This window comes from Chamaesiphon sp. OTE_75_metabat_556 (assembly GCF_031378165.1).
In the GTDB taxonomy this organism is placed as follows: Bacteria; Cyanobacteriota; Cyanobacteriia; order Cyanobacteriales; family Chamaesiphonaceae; genus Chamaesiphon.
Genome location: NZ_JANNDR010000300.1, coordinates 1 through 14515, shown reverse-complemented (window position 1 = coordinate 14515; position 14515 = coordinate 1). Strand labels below are relative to the sequence as shown.

Sequence of the window (14515 nt, the reverse complement as noted above, 5' to 3'; positions counted from 1 at the left end):
CGAATCGTCGTGTAGTTAGCAAAGCTGGGCTGTTGGGATCGAAACCCAACAGCTAACTCTCAACCCCGTTGCGACAACACGAACAAACTGATAAAGTCAGGGTATTTCCACGCTCAAACTGTTGGTGATACCCCGTGAACCAAACTCAAGCTACTAATATATCGACATTGAAAGCCGAGATCGCTCGGTTTCGTGACGAACTCAGTACCCGCGACAAACTCGTCCAGCAACTCTCTCAAGAACTGTTTCGGCTAGTCAAAGATCATACGCCTTATGCCCCCAGACCAGAAGTAGCTGGCGACTATCGTGCCGAAGTAAGATTGCTGCGCGAACAACTCCAAGGCGTCGAGCATCAAGTGCATTTTTATCAAGACCAGCTCCAGCGGCGAGATGTCGAGATTCAGGAACTGCGCCAAACCATCCGCGAATTGACAGCACGCGGGCAGATGTTGGAGCAAGTCATTCGGGAGCTACCCAAAGTGTATACCCGCAAATTTGCCGAACGCTTGGCACCAATTAAAGACAAAATTATGTCGTTGCAGAGTGAAAACCGCCAACTGCAAGCCGACTTGGTATCGGTGACAGATCGGATGGCTGCGAGAGGGATCGAGCTATCGAACCCAACTACCGAACTCAAATTGGATCTCCCAGACATCAGCCAACAGCCTTCGCCTCATGCATTGACTGTCCTCAGTCATGCCTAAAATTGTGGTCATCCTCGATGACACATCAGCTAGTCAAAGGTTGGGTGTCGCCATGCTCAGATCGATCGGCGAGCTGGTTGATTCAGTTGAATTTGTCACTGTGGCCAATCTACCAACAGTTGCGAGTCCCAGGGCGATTTATTGTCCGATGACCTTAACTGTACCCCCAGCTTTTCAATTCTGGGGACAATCGATCGGTCAAACTTGTCAGCAGATTGATCTCCTCCGTGACCTAGTAGCCACTACAATCGGGTTCAAAGTTGGCGATGGGGGTAATCTGTGGTTGCCGATAATTTGGACGTCTGGCGACCCAATTTGTGATGAGGCGATCGGCAAAAGTGAGGGGGATAATTATCGACAACCAATTCACCTCGATGAGATCGCGTTACGATCGATCTCCCAGTTTGGCTGTCAATTACTCACCCAACTGAATGCCCCGCCAGCGACTTATCTGGTGCAATTTAGTCAGACTGATGCAGGAATAATGTTCGATCGATTATTCCCGTTTCCGGCAATACCTGCACTCGCGAGTGTTGGCGTTCGGCAGCCAGATTTGTTCGATTGTCATTGGCGATGTATCACTAACCAATCGATCGGCAAGATCTCTTCAAAGTAAATCTATATTTTCACTCTAAATCCCACTCGATTCTGTGCCACTAGTTGAGTCCAAAAGACTCAAGTTGACGTTGTGCAAAATTTTGGTGAGGTAACTTTGCTACAGCCGCCCGATTATCGCATTCTAAAACGATTCTGGCTTCGATCTTGGGTAATAAACTATCCCATTGAATATTGCTGAGATCTTCAATCAGGGAGATTTCTAGTTGTTCGGTGATGTCTAGATCTGCCTCCATCATCAGATTCATGGCAATGCTAGAGATAAACATTTGTGCATCTTCGAGATCGATGTTCGTGGTATCGATTAGGAGCGTAGTATTTTGAGAATCGGGTTGAGCCGCTAAAGTTTGGATGACTTGTTGCAACTCCAAGCCAACAGCTTCTTCTGACTGGCTCCAATCAGGGAATACCATCAAATTGATATCTCTCAAGCAGAGATTTTTATTTAATTTGTCTACAGCATATCGATCGACGAGTTCTGTAAATAGCCTACCAATTTTAGCTGAGTAACCGCGACTATCCAAGCAGCTCGGATTATTTTGCATCTTGGTTTGAATTTCAGCTCGCTTTTGATGGCGTAGTTCTGGATTGATACCAAGATTGACGGCTAATTGAATATAAGACTCTTCACTATCAGCCACCAAATCGGCGATTTCTAGCGATCGAATCATGGCAGATCCCATTGCCGATCTAAAGCTGTTGCCCTGTCTAGCGATAACTGGTAAGTTAACTTGGAGTGGCTCGATCAGCGAAGTTGTGCCGGCAAAAGGATAGGAATCGAGATAAATATCAGCAAGTTTGAAATATTCTTTGAGATCCTCCCGATTTGGTACTGGTTGGGGATCTAAAGCGAGGATTCGATCGGCTGATACACCATATTCAGCAAAGATTTGATGTAGATGTTGCTCGAAAGCTTGCTTGGGATAATCAGTAGACCAATTTGGTCCAAATGGGAATAAAATAATTATTGAATTAGGCACATCTGCCAGAATTTTTGCCCAGGTATGAATGAGTTCGGGAATAATTTTATAGAAGTTAGCACCAGAAGTAAATACAATCTTATCTTCAGCAATCCCTAACTGTTCGCGATCGATATTAACACTCGACTCTTCCGCATAGTCTCCATAGCTAAAACAATGAGCCGCTCCTGGCAATTGAATTAATTTTTCTCGATATTGCTCCTGAGCATTAGGCGCAGGATCGGTAAATGTCCCAGAGATAAAATAATCCATGTGTCTCATCCCCGTTGTCGCTACCGAACCACCACTGGTAATCTGAATGCGTGCTAAGCGATGGCTAGCTAACAGACAGATTTGATTAGTAACTAAGGTGACATTAGTTGCAAAAAATAGAATATCGAGATCGTCATTGCGAATGATATTTACTTGTTCTGTTAAGCTCGCTGGCAGAGTCACAAAAAAGTTAGCGGCACTCCGACAATATTGTTCGAGGGGATGGTTGGTTTGTTGGAATGAGTAGAGGACTACTTCAAAATCTCTACTCAGAAATTCATAGACAGGAAGTGTCGCAAAAGTTTCGGATGATGGATTAAAATGAGCAGCAATGATCCCGAGACGAATCTTTTGGCGATTTGGAGGTCGATTGGCAAAATCATAATCGATTTGACACTCATTTTGCTGAAGACTTAACTCGATAATTTCTGCCCGTTGGATATAGATATCTTTCAGATTTTCGGAATTAAAGTAGGCATGGATAAAATTAGCAGTTCTGGCAAAATTATCGACAACATCCCGTACCGAAGCACGCTCGACACTATCGAGCGTAGCTTGATGGAGGTAATTCATCCATTTTTGCAGATCTTGATAATATCGATCGGCTGCACCTAGTTTATCAAAATTGGGAGGAGTAGCTAGAAAATGCTGACATGCTTGGAGTAAGGAATCCCGATCGAGATTGCTGTTCGACCCAATACTCCCATTGGTTAGGATTTGATTTGACCATTCTATTTCGCGATCTGTATAGAGATTTGAATGTAAGCTAATAATTCTCGCAAATAAGGTTTGGATCTTTGCTTTGTTACTAACAAGATCCTGCAACATCGATCCGCGATCATGCTGTCGATAATAGAAGCAAGCCTTGGCTAAATGATAGCCGCTCCAACCACTTTCACAAGCTGAAATCCAGAACTCCCAATCCTCAAGACCCCCATCCATAATCTCTTTATACCCACCAACCGAGTCAAAGATTTCTCTTCGGAACAGGGAAGTTGCAGTTGCTTGATTATTTCTTAAAAAACGATCGAGATTAAATTCTCCATAGCCGATCGTTTCAGTTTTGGCACCAAAATACTGGACATCTGTATACACAAAACCAACTTCAGGTCGATGCTTTAAGATCGCGATCGAATCGGCAATAAATTCCGAACCGATCTGATCATCAGCATCTAAGCACAATATATATCGACCATTAGATCTGTGAATACCAGCATTTCTGGCACTAGCAAGACCACCATTGATTTTATCTACCAGACTGATTTTGTAGCCTTGATACTTTTCGATTAAGTAGGTTGCAATTTCGTTAGTATTGTCGGGGCTACCATCATTAACAATAATACATTCCCAATTACGATAATTTTGGTTGACAACACTGTCAACAGCTTCGGCTAAGAATGCAGCGTGGTTATAGCAAGGTATTACTACCGAAACTAATACTTGGCTACTTACGACTGGATCGAAAGTAGTGAAAACATTTGACATCAACTTATATAAAGATGGTAGATTTACACCATACTTTTCTTTTGATACTGCCAAAACAGCAGGATCTTGTAATAAATTAAATAGTTTCTCGGTTCCAGTCTTGCGAAATAATGGGGAAGTATAGTTTAGATAAACAAATGCTTTTTCTAGCTCATATTCGATGCCATCACTAAAGCTACTATTTCTAACTAAATCTTTGAATGCCTCTTTGAATAATTTTATAGATGTATGTCCAAAGAAATCTTTAACTAGGATTTCATATTCAAAACCCTCCCGATCTTTAGAGCTTTGAGACTGACTCAATGTATTACCATTGACCCTGTATTTTAATAGCTTTTCGGGAATGATGAATATTTCATATCCACGACCTAGCAGTTCGATCCACTTATGAAAATCTTGTGCCTGAATTGAAGACAAATTAAATAATCCACTGTCTACCAATGCTGACTTTTCCATGAAAGCAGTAGGGGCATTAACGTAATTGCCCCGCTCGAAAAAGTGTCTGAATATTTTAGCTCCTGATTGGTTATCTCTATTGAACCAATTTTCTTGAATATGTGGTTCACCAGAAAAAACTTGGCTGTCTTCATTGATAAAGTCTACCCAAGAAAAAACTACTACTTTACGATCAATCTCAGACAAATATTGATACTGTCTTGCTAACCGCTGTGGATAACAAACATCGTCGCCAGACATCAGGGCGATATACTTACCTTTGGCAACTAATATTCCTTGATTAGTTGCGGCACTGACACCTTGATTCTCTTGATAAATGTACTTAATCCGATCGTCTTTGAAAGTTTTGACGATCTCATCTGTGCGATCGATCGAACCATCATTAATAATAATTAGCTCAAAATCTCTAAATGTTTGATTGAGAACACTCTCGATCGATTCACTGATATATTTTTCGTGATTATAAGTGAGCATAATCATGCTCACAGATGGATTAGATAATGCCATATTCAAACACTCGGATTTTTTCGATGATATTTTGTAAATCTGCTTGATGGAGGTGCGGCCCCATCGGGATACTAATGATCTGATCGGCGAGACTTTCTGAGATCGGATATTTACCGATCTGCTGATCTTGCTTTGCTAGATAAGCATCTGCTAAATGAGGGGGGATTGGATAGTGAATTAAATTACCAATCTCGGCACTATCTAAATAAGTTTTGAGTCGATCTCGGTGCGGATGGGTGACTACAAATAGATGCCATACGGGGTCAGCCCATGCTGGCACATAAGGTAATTTTAAATCTATGACTTCAGCTAATTGAGTTAGATAGGACTGTGCTAATTGTTTGCGCCGCTGATTCCATTCATCTAGCTTCGTTAGCTTTACTCTCAAAAAGGCTGCTTGTAGCTCATCTAATCGCGAGTTAAATCCTTTAACTTCATTATGATACTTAATTCGCGAACCATAGTTACGGAGTAAGCAAATTTTATCTGCTAATTGCCGATCATTTGTGGTTACTGCACCACCATCCCCAAATGCACCTAAGTTTTTACCTGGGTAAAAACTAAAACCAGCAGCATCACCTAAACAGCCAACACGACGACCTTTATATAGCGCACCATGAGCTTGAGCAGCATCTTCAATTACCTTGATGCCGTGTTTTTTAGCAATTAAATTTATTGCATCCATATCGGCTGGTTGACCGTAAAGATGAACTGCAATTATTGCCTTAGTTTTGGAAGTAATCGCGATCTCGATGCGATCGGGATCGATATTATAAGTATTGGGATTTGGCTCAACTGGTACCGGGATTGCGCCAGTATAAGAAGCAGCTAACCAGGTGGCAATATAAGTATTTGCAGGCACAATTACCTCGTCGCCTTCTCCGATATCCATCGCCCGCAGAATCAAATGCAATGCTTCTAAACCATTACCAACACCAATAGCATATTGAGTTTCACAATAATCTGCAAATTCTTGCTCGAAGGTTTCCACTTCTCGACCGAGAATATACCAACCAGAGTCCATGACACGCTGATAGGCAGCATCGAGTTCTGCTTTTAATTCTAAATAAGGAGACTTTAGATCGAGAAATGGAATTTTCATACTTTACTACCTACAAAGCCTTTACAAAGTCTTGATAATCTCGGTAATAATCAGACTCATTATATAATTCTGATGCAATCGCCATGCAAACCGATCCAGAAGAAAAGTTGTCAATTTCCCGCCAAGTTAAAGGCGGCAGATAAAGTCCATAGTAAGAGCGATTTAGATGATAGGTTTGTTTGCAGATACCATCATTAACTATGACATCAAAGCTACCTGACATTGCGACTAAAAATTGTGCGCATTTCTTCAATGCATGTCCGGCACGATTAGAACCACCTGGAACATCATACAAATAGAAGACTCGTTTTGTTTCAAAGGGAATATGATTATTACTTTCAATAAATGTGAGATTCCCTCTTGGATCTTGAATCTTTGGTAGATGAATAATCCGGCACTGCTCGATACTCATGGTGATTTTCAGAGATAGCTCTCTTGGATAAAATATCAGGTATTATCTAAGATAGTACCCACAGACCCTCTCTAAATATCATCTATTAACTATTAGTAAAGGGAAGATAGTAAATAAGTTTCCCCTAAGAGTTGCGTGTAATTTGTCCATGACTTCTGGCTGGATTTCCATACCACAGTTCGCCGTCAGGAATATCTTTGGTAACAACGCTGCCAGCTCCGATCATCGCGTCTTCACCGATCGTTATGCCACAGACGATCGTGGCATTTGCACCGATCGAAGCACCCTTTTTGATGATGGTTTTGGCAAATACATCTGGATATACCTTGGATCTGGGATACTTATCATTAGTAAAGGTTGCATTTGGCCCGACGAATACATTGTCTGCGATCGAGATGCCATCCCAAATTTGCACTCCAGATTTGATCGTGACATTATCACCAATGAAAACATCATTTTCGATGAAGCAGTGAGAGTTGATATTACAGTTAGATCCGATTTTTGCTCCCGCAAGAATAACTGAATATTGCCAAATCTTGGTGCTGCCACCAATTGATGTAGTCGCGACGTCAGCCGTCGGGTGAATAAATATCTTTTGGTTATCAAACATAATGCTTGTAGATAGCACGCTAGACTTGATTTTCGCTAATCGCTAACGAAGATCGTATGAATTTAGTGTACCCATATGTCTTGAGATTAATTACCCACAGCCAGTATTTTTAATCTAGTCTGTAAAGTACGCACTGCAATTTGCGTAAATTTGACGAACGAGGCTATTTTTTTAATACTAGCTGACTGCGGCGATCGATATTTACGGTCAGTATGTCAAAAACTATTTATTATTTTGGATCTGCTGTTTTTGCTGTGCTGGCTTCACATTGCCGGTGTTTTTGCCTTCCGTTATCTGTTTATCGATCGCCGCCAGCAATTCTTGATACTGCTGCTCCTTGGGATTGAGTTTGACGAGTTGTGCGAGGGCAGTTCTGGTACCAGCGATATCACCACTTTTGAGCCGAATTGACACCAAACCTTTAAGTGCGGTTTGATTATTCGGTTCGCGTTGTAAAACTGCGGCAAAACCTTTCTCTTCGGCTGCAAGTTGGGCACTCTGAGATTGGGCAGCTTTTTCAGTGGCGGCGGGTTCGTTCATCGAACCGCCAATCAAACCGCTCAATCCGGCGACACTCGAACCAAGAAAAGCAAGACCTGCAAGAATTACAAAAACTTTTGTAAATTTATTTTGTTCCATAGTTCGGTCTGTTTGAGGTAGGTGGATGCAGAATGCTGATGTCTCGATTTCCGTAAGCGCAGAGCGCAGGCTCCGCCAACGCGTAGCGTCTCGTTCGCACAGCGTCTCGGAGAGAAGAGAAGGCAGACCAAAGGTCATCGAACCCCAGCTATTCTTCTAACTTACCAACTTTCGGCGATTAACTATCATTTTGGCGAAGTTACCTAAAATCTATGTCAGTATCTACACAAACTTCAGCGAGGGATAAATTCGGCGTACAGTTATCCCAATTATCACCGACGCTATTCGGCCAGCTTGGCTGTATCGTCGGCGCATTTGCCGCGATCGTCTATCTGCAAATTCCCCAACTTGCAGCGATTAAGGAGCGGAGCGAAATTATGGACAAGTCGCTGCTGCGAACAGCAGAAGCGCAAACCAAAGTCCACCTCTCACTCGCCAAAACCCTGCCGACGTTTGGATTTCATAATCTGGTCGCCGATTGGTACTTCATCGATTTTATCCAGTACTTTGGCGATACCGACTTGCGAAAAAAGGCTGGCTATGGGGCGGCGATGGAGTATTTTGATGCGATCCTCGATCGCGACCCCCGCTTTCTGGCTGCTTATTTTTACTTGTCGAGTACTGGCTCGATGTATGCTGGCGCACCAGAACGATCGGTTAAAATCATGGAACGTGGCTTGAAATCACTATCACCGCAAGTACCCGATCGCGGCTACTATATTTGGAGGCTCAAAGCCGTAGATGAGTTACTATTTTTGGGGGATGTCCCTGCCGCTCGCAATTCGATGCAAAATGCCGCCAACTGGGCGCGGCAGTACTCCACTCCCGAAGGTAAAAATATTGCGCGACTTTCCCAAAATACGGCGACATATCTGGCTCGCAACCCTAACAGCAAACAAGCTCAATTTGATGCCTGGAATATGGTTTTAAGTGCCGCAGTAGACGATCTTGTCATCAAACGGGCGATCGCGGGCATCATCGCTACTGGTGGCAAGGTGACAACTACCCCGACCGGAGAATTCAAGGTTGAAGCTCCAGCTAAAGATTAGTGGATAGTGGATAGTGAACAGTGAATAGGATCGATTCTGAATCTTGAAAATTTTGCTGTAAATCATCTCATTCATTATTAAAGGGAGATAAGACAGGCTCTGTCAAACAAAATACGCTATTTAATCCAGCCACTATCAACTATTCACTATTCACTATCCCACCGCTTCATGGATCTACTAGAATACCAAGCCAAAGAATTATTCCGCGATGTCGGTATTCCCGTTTTACCATCGCAACGGATCGATCGACCGACGGATCTCAAGGCATTGCGGATTCCCTACCCGATCGTTTTAAAATCGCAAGTGAGCGTGGGCAATCGCGGTCGAGCTGGCGGGATTAGATTTGTCGAAAATACGATCGATGCAATCTCCGCAGCGCGGACGATCTTTAATTTGCCGATTTTGGGTGAATATCCCAAGGTGCTCTTGGCCGAGGCGAAATACAATACCAGCCAGGAATTTTACCTGGCAATCGTCATCGACAGACTTGCCTGTCGCCCAGTATTGCTCGGTTCTACCGACGGCGGCATGAATATTAATGCCATCCTCAATCAGATTCAGCAGGTAGTTGTCTATGAAGAGTTTTCTTCTTTTTATGCCCGCCGACTCGCGCTCAAAATGGGACTCCAGGGCGATCTGATGCTGGCTGTCAGCGAGATTATCGAGAAAATGTATATCTTGATGCGCGCTCAGGATTTGGATTTGGTGGAGATCAATCCGTTGGGTATCGATCTCAATGGCGCAGTGATGGCGCTCGATGGCAAAATTAGTGTCAATCACTATGCTGTCGGCAGACACCCCAATCTCCAACCGTGGCAAGTTATCGATGTCGCCCGCAATCGCCTGGGTACCCTATCGCCACTGTTTACCAATGTCGGGAATATCAGTATCCTCTGTAGTGGCAATGGCCTAGCTCTAGCCATGTTGGATGGCATCGCCCAAGGTGGGGGTCAAGTCGCTCAATGTATCGTCGTCGATCCTACCTGCACTCAAGAAATCCAGATTGCCCTCGCTCGGTTGGGCGTTTATCACAGCACCACGGAGTCAGAACAGCTCACTAGTCAGACTTCACCACCAGCGCAGCGCATACAAGCACCAGAGATCGATGTGCTGCTGATCGATTTTGTCGGCAGCGATATCGATAGTTGTCAGCAAGTGATGCAATATTTGCCTAACTGTCAAAATTTCACAACGATCTGGCGAGTTTTGGAACACGATCGCGATCGACTCGCAGGGCTGCTACCGTTGTCGATTAAACTTGTGACTAATTTCGATCGAGCGATCTCGCAAACGCTGGAGATTGCCAAGCAGAAAGATTAGGCTTTAGGTTTTAGTGAGTAAATAGAGTTTGAATATCTCCCCGCTCCCAACTCCCATACGGTGGTACAGCAACTCCCAACTTCCCGCTCCCAACTCCCAACTCCCAACTCCCAATGACCATCGATCTGCAACTAGATAGCCGCGTCCTCATTCAAGGAGTGGATAATCCCTTGGCACTGGCCGCAATTGGACGAATGCAAACTTATGGTACCAAGATCGCGGGCATTGTCAGTGCGGGACAAGGCGGCCAAAAACTTGGCGATTTGCCAGTCTTCGATCTCGTCGAAGAAGCCCAAAACGTCGTGGGACCGATCGAGACTAGTTTGATTTTCGTGTCTGCTTATCACGTCTTAGATGCCGCGCTCGAAGCCATTGCGGCAGGGATACCGCAATTAATCATTATCACCAGAGGCGTACCGCCACTAGATACGATCCGGCTGTTACGGCAGGCGAGTATTACCAATACCCTGATTCTCGGTTCGGGCAGCGCGGGCATTATCATTCCCGATCGATTATTGCTGGGTATTTATCAACCGCAATTGTATAGTCCTGGTAAAGTCGCCATCATCAGCCGTAATCAGAGCCTGACTGCCGAAATTGCTAGTGAATTAAATCAAGCTAATCTAGGTCAATCGATCGTCATCCATATCGGCAGCGATCCGCTGGTTGGCTCCTCCTGTCGCCTCTGGCTGGAATGGCTTCAGTCTGACCCGCTGACCGAATCGATCGTCCTTGTCGGCGATATTTGCTGGGATTCCGAAGCTGCAACGGCGGCTTACCTACTCACCCAACAGGGTAAACCTGTGGTTGCTTATCTGGCGGGAATTCATGCGAGTACGCCGCACCCTTTGACGGATGCTGCGATCGTCTTGAGTCATACTCTATCCAAACCGATTTATCACTCTGACACGATCCAACAACGGCTCGAAACGTATAAGCGGGCTAAAATTCCCGTCGCCAAAAAGATTGGGCAGATTCCTGGCTTGTTGAAGAAGTTGGGGAGTAAAGGGTAAAGAAAAGATGTATTTTTGGATGCTGCTGTTATCAGTCAGGGTTGCTTTCCCGTTTTTGACAACTTGTTCGCTTTTACACTATCGATCGAGCCTCAGTCCACAGATCGATAATTCCATCGGCTCCCGCCGCGACTAGAGTTTTACCATCGGTACTAAATGTCAAGGCATAAATTGAATTTTGCCCGCCACTGGGTTGACAAATTAAATTACCAGTAGCGGCATCCCAGAGACAAAGGCTAGTGTCACTACCACCAGAAACTAAAATTTGCGATCGAGGATCGAAGGCTAGGCTCCAAACCTGTTGATGTAGTTGGGTTAAATTGTGTTTAACAGTGAATTTTTGGGCGTCCCAGATTTGGACTTTACCACTTTGAAAACCTAGTGCTAGGTATTTCCCGTTGGGGCTAATGGCGATCGCTCGTACTAGATCTGCTAATAGTTTAACTGTATGTAATTGAGCTGTTTTCATCAGCCAAAAGAGGATTTGTTGTTGCGCATCCACCGCAATTAGATATTGACGATCTGGCGTAATTACCATGTAAAGGATTGGATTTCCATGCTCGATCGTTTGTATCTGGGATTTCTGCTCGGTGTCCCAGATTTTGACAATACCTTGTCGATCTCCGGTGGCTAGATAAGTAGAATCTGTGCTCAAAGCAAGGGATAAAATCCATTCATCATGTTGACCATAAATATATTCTTTTCCTTCGGAAATATAACGTGCCTTAATCTGATGATTTTCAGTCGTAGAAATCAGAATTTGTTTTTGGGGGACAATCGCGATCGTCGGGACATCAGATAACAATTCTTCCGTGCGGGTAATATCGTAAATAAACTTACCAGATTCGAGATCCCAAACTTCGATCGTCCCGCTATGGTTGCTAGCAAACAGAATCAGTTTATTGTTTCCTTGCCAACGAGTCAGGACGATCGATTTAATCGTCCCTTTTTGACTTTTGAAGGAATTAATCAATTGAGGAGTACGCCAAGGAGAAATTAGATCTGGACTGGATATTTTACGCTCTTCAATCGTACTAGGAATGGGGCGATCTTCCATGGGATTAGAGCTGTTTCCACTCAAGAGTTGCGCCATTTGTTGCTGGAGTTGCTGCAAGGTTGCTTCTTGTCGGCGTACCTGTTGCTGGAGAGCTTCAATGAGCTGTACGGGGTCAGATTGGGCTGTCGCACCACTAGTAACAGCAAGTTTACCCTGTTGTTCCAATTTCCACTTAACAACCCCTGTATCGAAGTAATAACTCACTGTTGCGGGTGCGATTAAGTGAAATTCCGAGTCTTTATTAACTCGATCGAGTAGTGGATAATCAAATAAATAACTCAAGCATTCGAGTCGATCGAATCGAATTTGCCGCAGGGGATTAGGGACGAGCCAGTAGGTAATTGTATCGGCGACCAGGACGGGAATTACCCAATAATTGCTATTATTACCAGGTTCGAGAATTAGGGGCGGACGTTGGGGATTTTGGTAGCTATCGATCGTCCAATCGACCGCAACGGTATAGGCTTTGAGTAAGACCGGAATTTCGTTATATACTTGGATGAATTTTGACTCGGAAAGTTTGAGTTGGGGAGTAGGAGCTTCGACTTTAGCACCTTCGATCCGCGCAGCTTTGGTCAGCTTGACAGGAATCTGACCAGCCATCAACGATAGCATCAATTCATCAAACTTAGTTTCGAGGGTTTGGAGTTGTTGAATGAGTCGATCTAGAGCTGGAATTGTCATAAATCTGAATCTATTGTTAGGAACTGGTGATTTAACAACAAACCCCAGAATTGACATTTACTCAAATTCAATTCTCCCCCTGCGAACTAATTGGTAGCCACCAGCAGGATTTGGTTCGACAATCGCTGGTTGACTTAGTACAATCTTCCGATAACCAGAACGAAACTCACTGTAATCGAACATGTCATCAAATGTGTCTCGATTGAATTGGTTAATTCGCACTTCAGATGATGGAACTAACATCAATTGGTTATCTTGATCGAATACCCAATAGCCACCAGTCCGCTGCGGTACAATACTCAGATTGACAGTTAAAACTCTCCCACTTCTACGTCCTTCGATATTTTGTTCTTCTTCTAATACTTCTGCTTTTGCATACTTTGTGTAAAAACTGCGGCTGTTTTGGTTGTACTCATCGATCCAGGCTGGTTGAGGCGGAGGAGAAGGTGGAGTACTCACACTATAGCGATCGCGAGTGCTAGCGCGCTGGTCACGATTTAGATCTTTTCCATAGTCATCATTGAATCTTGTGTCCTCTCGATAATTAGATGCCGCATTATTGGTTTGTTGTTGTGATAATTTATTGAATCTCTCAGATAAATTAGTATAGTTGAATTTTGTTTCTTGCAAATCCGATCTCAAAGCATTTATTTCGGATCTTAGCCGATCAACTTCATTGAAAGATCGATCGTCAACCCGATCGAAAGATCCTCGATTACCAGATAGATTGGATGACAATTGATTGTTACTTCGAGCAGGCTGTTGGGAATTTGTTGTTGGTTTTTTAGTTGAATTTTTAGCAATGTATATAGCAATACCACTACCGATCGCTGATAAGACGGATAGTACAGCAGCCAAAGTACCTAACCAATTAGAATCTGTTGGGTCAGGTTTTGGTTTTTCAGATGCAGTAGGACGGGGTGTTTGAGTCGTAGTTTTAGCATAAGTCTCTAGTTCTTGTCCAAATTTTACAATTTCCTCACTCAGAGCTACACTGGTTTTCTTACCAAAAAATTTACCTTCTTCTGCACCGATATCTTTAGCTTGAATCATAAGCCGTCCCTGAAGATCTTTCAGATCTGGAGTTGCACCAGAAAGATCCTTGAAATAGATAATCTGCCTAAAACTCTTGGTTTTATCCTGAATATCTTTATTTGCTGTTTTGTCGATCTTTTCTAGAGCTGCATTAAAGTTTGTTAATTCCTTGTTTAAACTATCTCGAATTTCCTGAGCAACCTTCTGCTTACTATCTTTGACAACTCTCTTGTCTAATAATACAACTAGTTTTTTCTGAGACTCTTGATATTCTTTTAATAATTTTGGATCGATAGTTCCTTTCGATTTGTCGTTAGGTTGTGTACTTGGGCTGCTAGCCACTGGACTAGAAGTTGTTACTGAATTCGGCTCAGTAGATGTTCCTCCACAACTATTTAAGAGGGCGATCGAAACTATGGTTAATAATATTAATCCTGCATTTTTCATGACTACATTTTTATACGGTAAATGATACAATGTTGCCTTTTTCTTCAAGTTGCCAAGCTGTAACTCCACCAGATCGATCGGCACAAAGCATAGCAGGCGATCCCAAGATTATTCTCTTGTACCCAGCGGAGTAACTGGCATCTTGGAA

General features: G+C 43.5%; 12 protein-coding genes. 5 read left to right on the top strand and 7 right to left on the bottom strand.

What is annotated here, in order from left to right; genetic code table 11:
* The first annotated feature begins 134 nt into the window (after positions 1-134).
* Positions 135-704 carry an Npun_F5560 family protein gene (locus RMO27_RS12195; protein WP_309732801.1) on the top strand — a complete coding sequence of 190 codons (570 nt, stop codon included), beginning with the start codon at positions 135-137 and terminating at the stop codon, positions 702-704.
* Complete coding sequence (locus RMO27_RS12190; protein ID WP_309732799.1) at positions 697-1320, top strand: hypothetical protein; 624 nt, start codon at positions 697-699, stop codon at positions 1318-1320. Before RMO27_RS12195 ends, RMO27_RS12190 begins: the two co-directional genes overlap by 8 nt.
* Positions 1321-1360: 40 nt before the next feature.
* On the opposite strand, the gene RMO27_RS12185 is transcribed toward RMO27_RS12190, so the two are convergent.
* The 5 genes from RMO27_RS12185 to RMO27_RS12165 form a co-directional block, all read right to left on the bottom strand.
* Complete coding sequence (locus tag RMO27_RS12185) at positions 1361-4999, bottom strand: glycosyltransferase (RefSeq protein ID WP_309732797.1); 3639 nt, start codon at positions 4997-4999, stop codon at positions 1361-1363.
* Positions 4986-6101, bottom strand: a complete 1116-nt coding sequence (locus RMO27_RS12180; RefSeq protein WP_309732795.1) for a DegT/DnrJ/EryC1/StrS family aminotransferase — start codon at positions 6099-6101, stop codon at positions 4986-4988. The genes RMO27_RS12185 and RMO27_RS12180 overlap by 14 nt, the downstream gene beginning before the upstream one ends.
* Before the next feature lie 10 nt (positions 6102-6111).
* A complete protein-coding gene (locus tag RMO27_RS12175; RefSeq protein ID WP_309732793.1) occupies positions 6112-6513 on the bottom strand; it encodes an FdtA/QdtA family cupin domain-containing protein in 402 nt (133 codons plus the stop codon).
* A gap of 124 nt (positions 6514-6637) precedes the next feature.
* A complete protein-coding gene (locus RMO27_RS12170; RefSeq protein WP_309732791.1) occupies positions 6638-7123 on the bottom strand; it encodes an acyltransferase in 486 nt (161 codons plus the stop codon).
* 222 nt (positions 7124-7345) lie between these two features.
* Positions 7346-7762, bottom strand: coding sequence for a tetratricopeptide repeat protein (locus RMO27_RS12165; protein WP_309732788.1), 417 nt, complete (start codon positions 7760-7762; stop codon positions 7346-7348).
* A gap of 212 nt (positions 7763-7974) precedes the next feature.
* Between RMO27_RS12165 and RMO27_RS12160 the strand changes: the two genes are divergently transcribed.
* The 3 genes from RMO27_RS12160 to RMO27_RS12150 all read left to right on the top strand — a co-directional run bounded on the left by RMO27_RS12160 (position 7975) and on the right by RMO27_RS12150 (position 11144).
* The gene (locus RMO27_RS12160; RefSeq protein WP_309732786.1) at positions 7975-8811 is read left to right on the top strand and encodes a hypothetical protein; all 837 of its coding nucleotides are present in this window, start codon (positions 7975-7977) and stop codon (positions 8809-8811) included.
* Between the two features lie 168 nt (positions 8812-8979).
* The gene (locus RMO27_RS12155; protein WP_309732785.1) at positions 8980-10131 is read left to right on the top strand and encodes an ATP-grasp domain-containing protein; all 1152 of its coding nucleotides are present in this window, start codon (positions 8980-8982) and stop codon (positions 10129-10131) included.
* Between the two features lie 113 nt (positions 10132-10244).
* A complete protein-coding gene (locus RMO27_RS12150; protein ID WP_309732782.1) occupies positions 10245-11144 on the top strand; it encodes a CoA-binding protein in 900 nt (299 codons plus the stop codon).
* A 73-nt stretch (positions 11145-11217) separates the two neighbouring features.
* Here RMO27_RS12150 and RMO27_RS12145 read toward each other — a convergent pair whose 3' ends face one another.
* Together RMO27_RS12145 and RMO27_RS12140 are read right to left on the bottom strand one after the other, a co-directional pair.
* Positions 11218-12885: a WD40 repeat domain-containing protein gene (locus tag RMO27_RS12145; protein WP_309732780.1), complete on the bottom strand. Its 1668-nt coding sequence runs from the start codon at positions 12883-12885 to the stop codon at positions 11218-11220.
* Positions 12886-12942: 57 nt separating this feature from the next.
* Positions 12943-14367, bottom strand: coding sequence for a hypothetical protein (locus RMO27_RS12140; RefSeq protein WP_309732778.1), 1425 nt, complete (start codon positions 14365-14367; stop codon positions 12943-12945).
* Between the last annotated feature and the right edge of the window lie 148 nt (positions 14368-14515).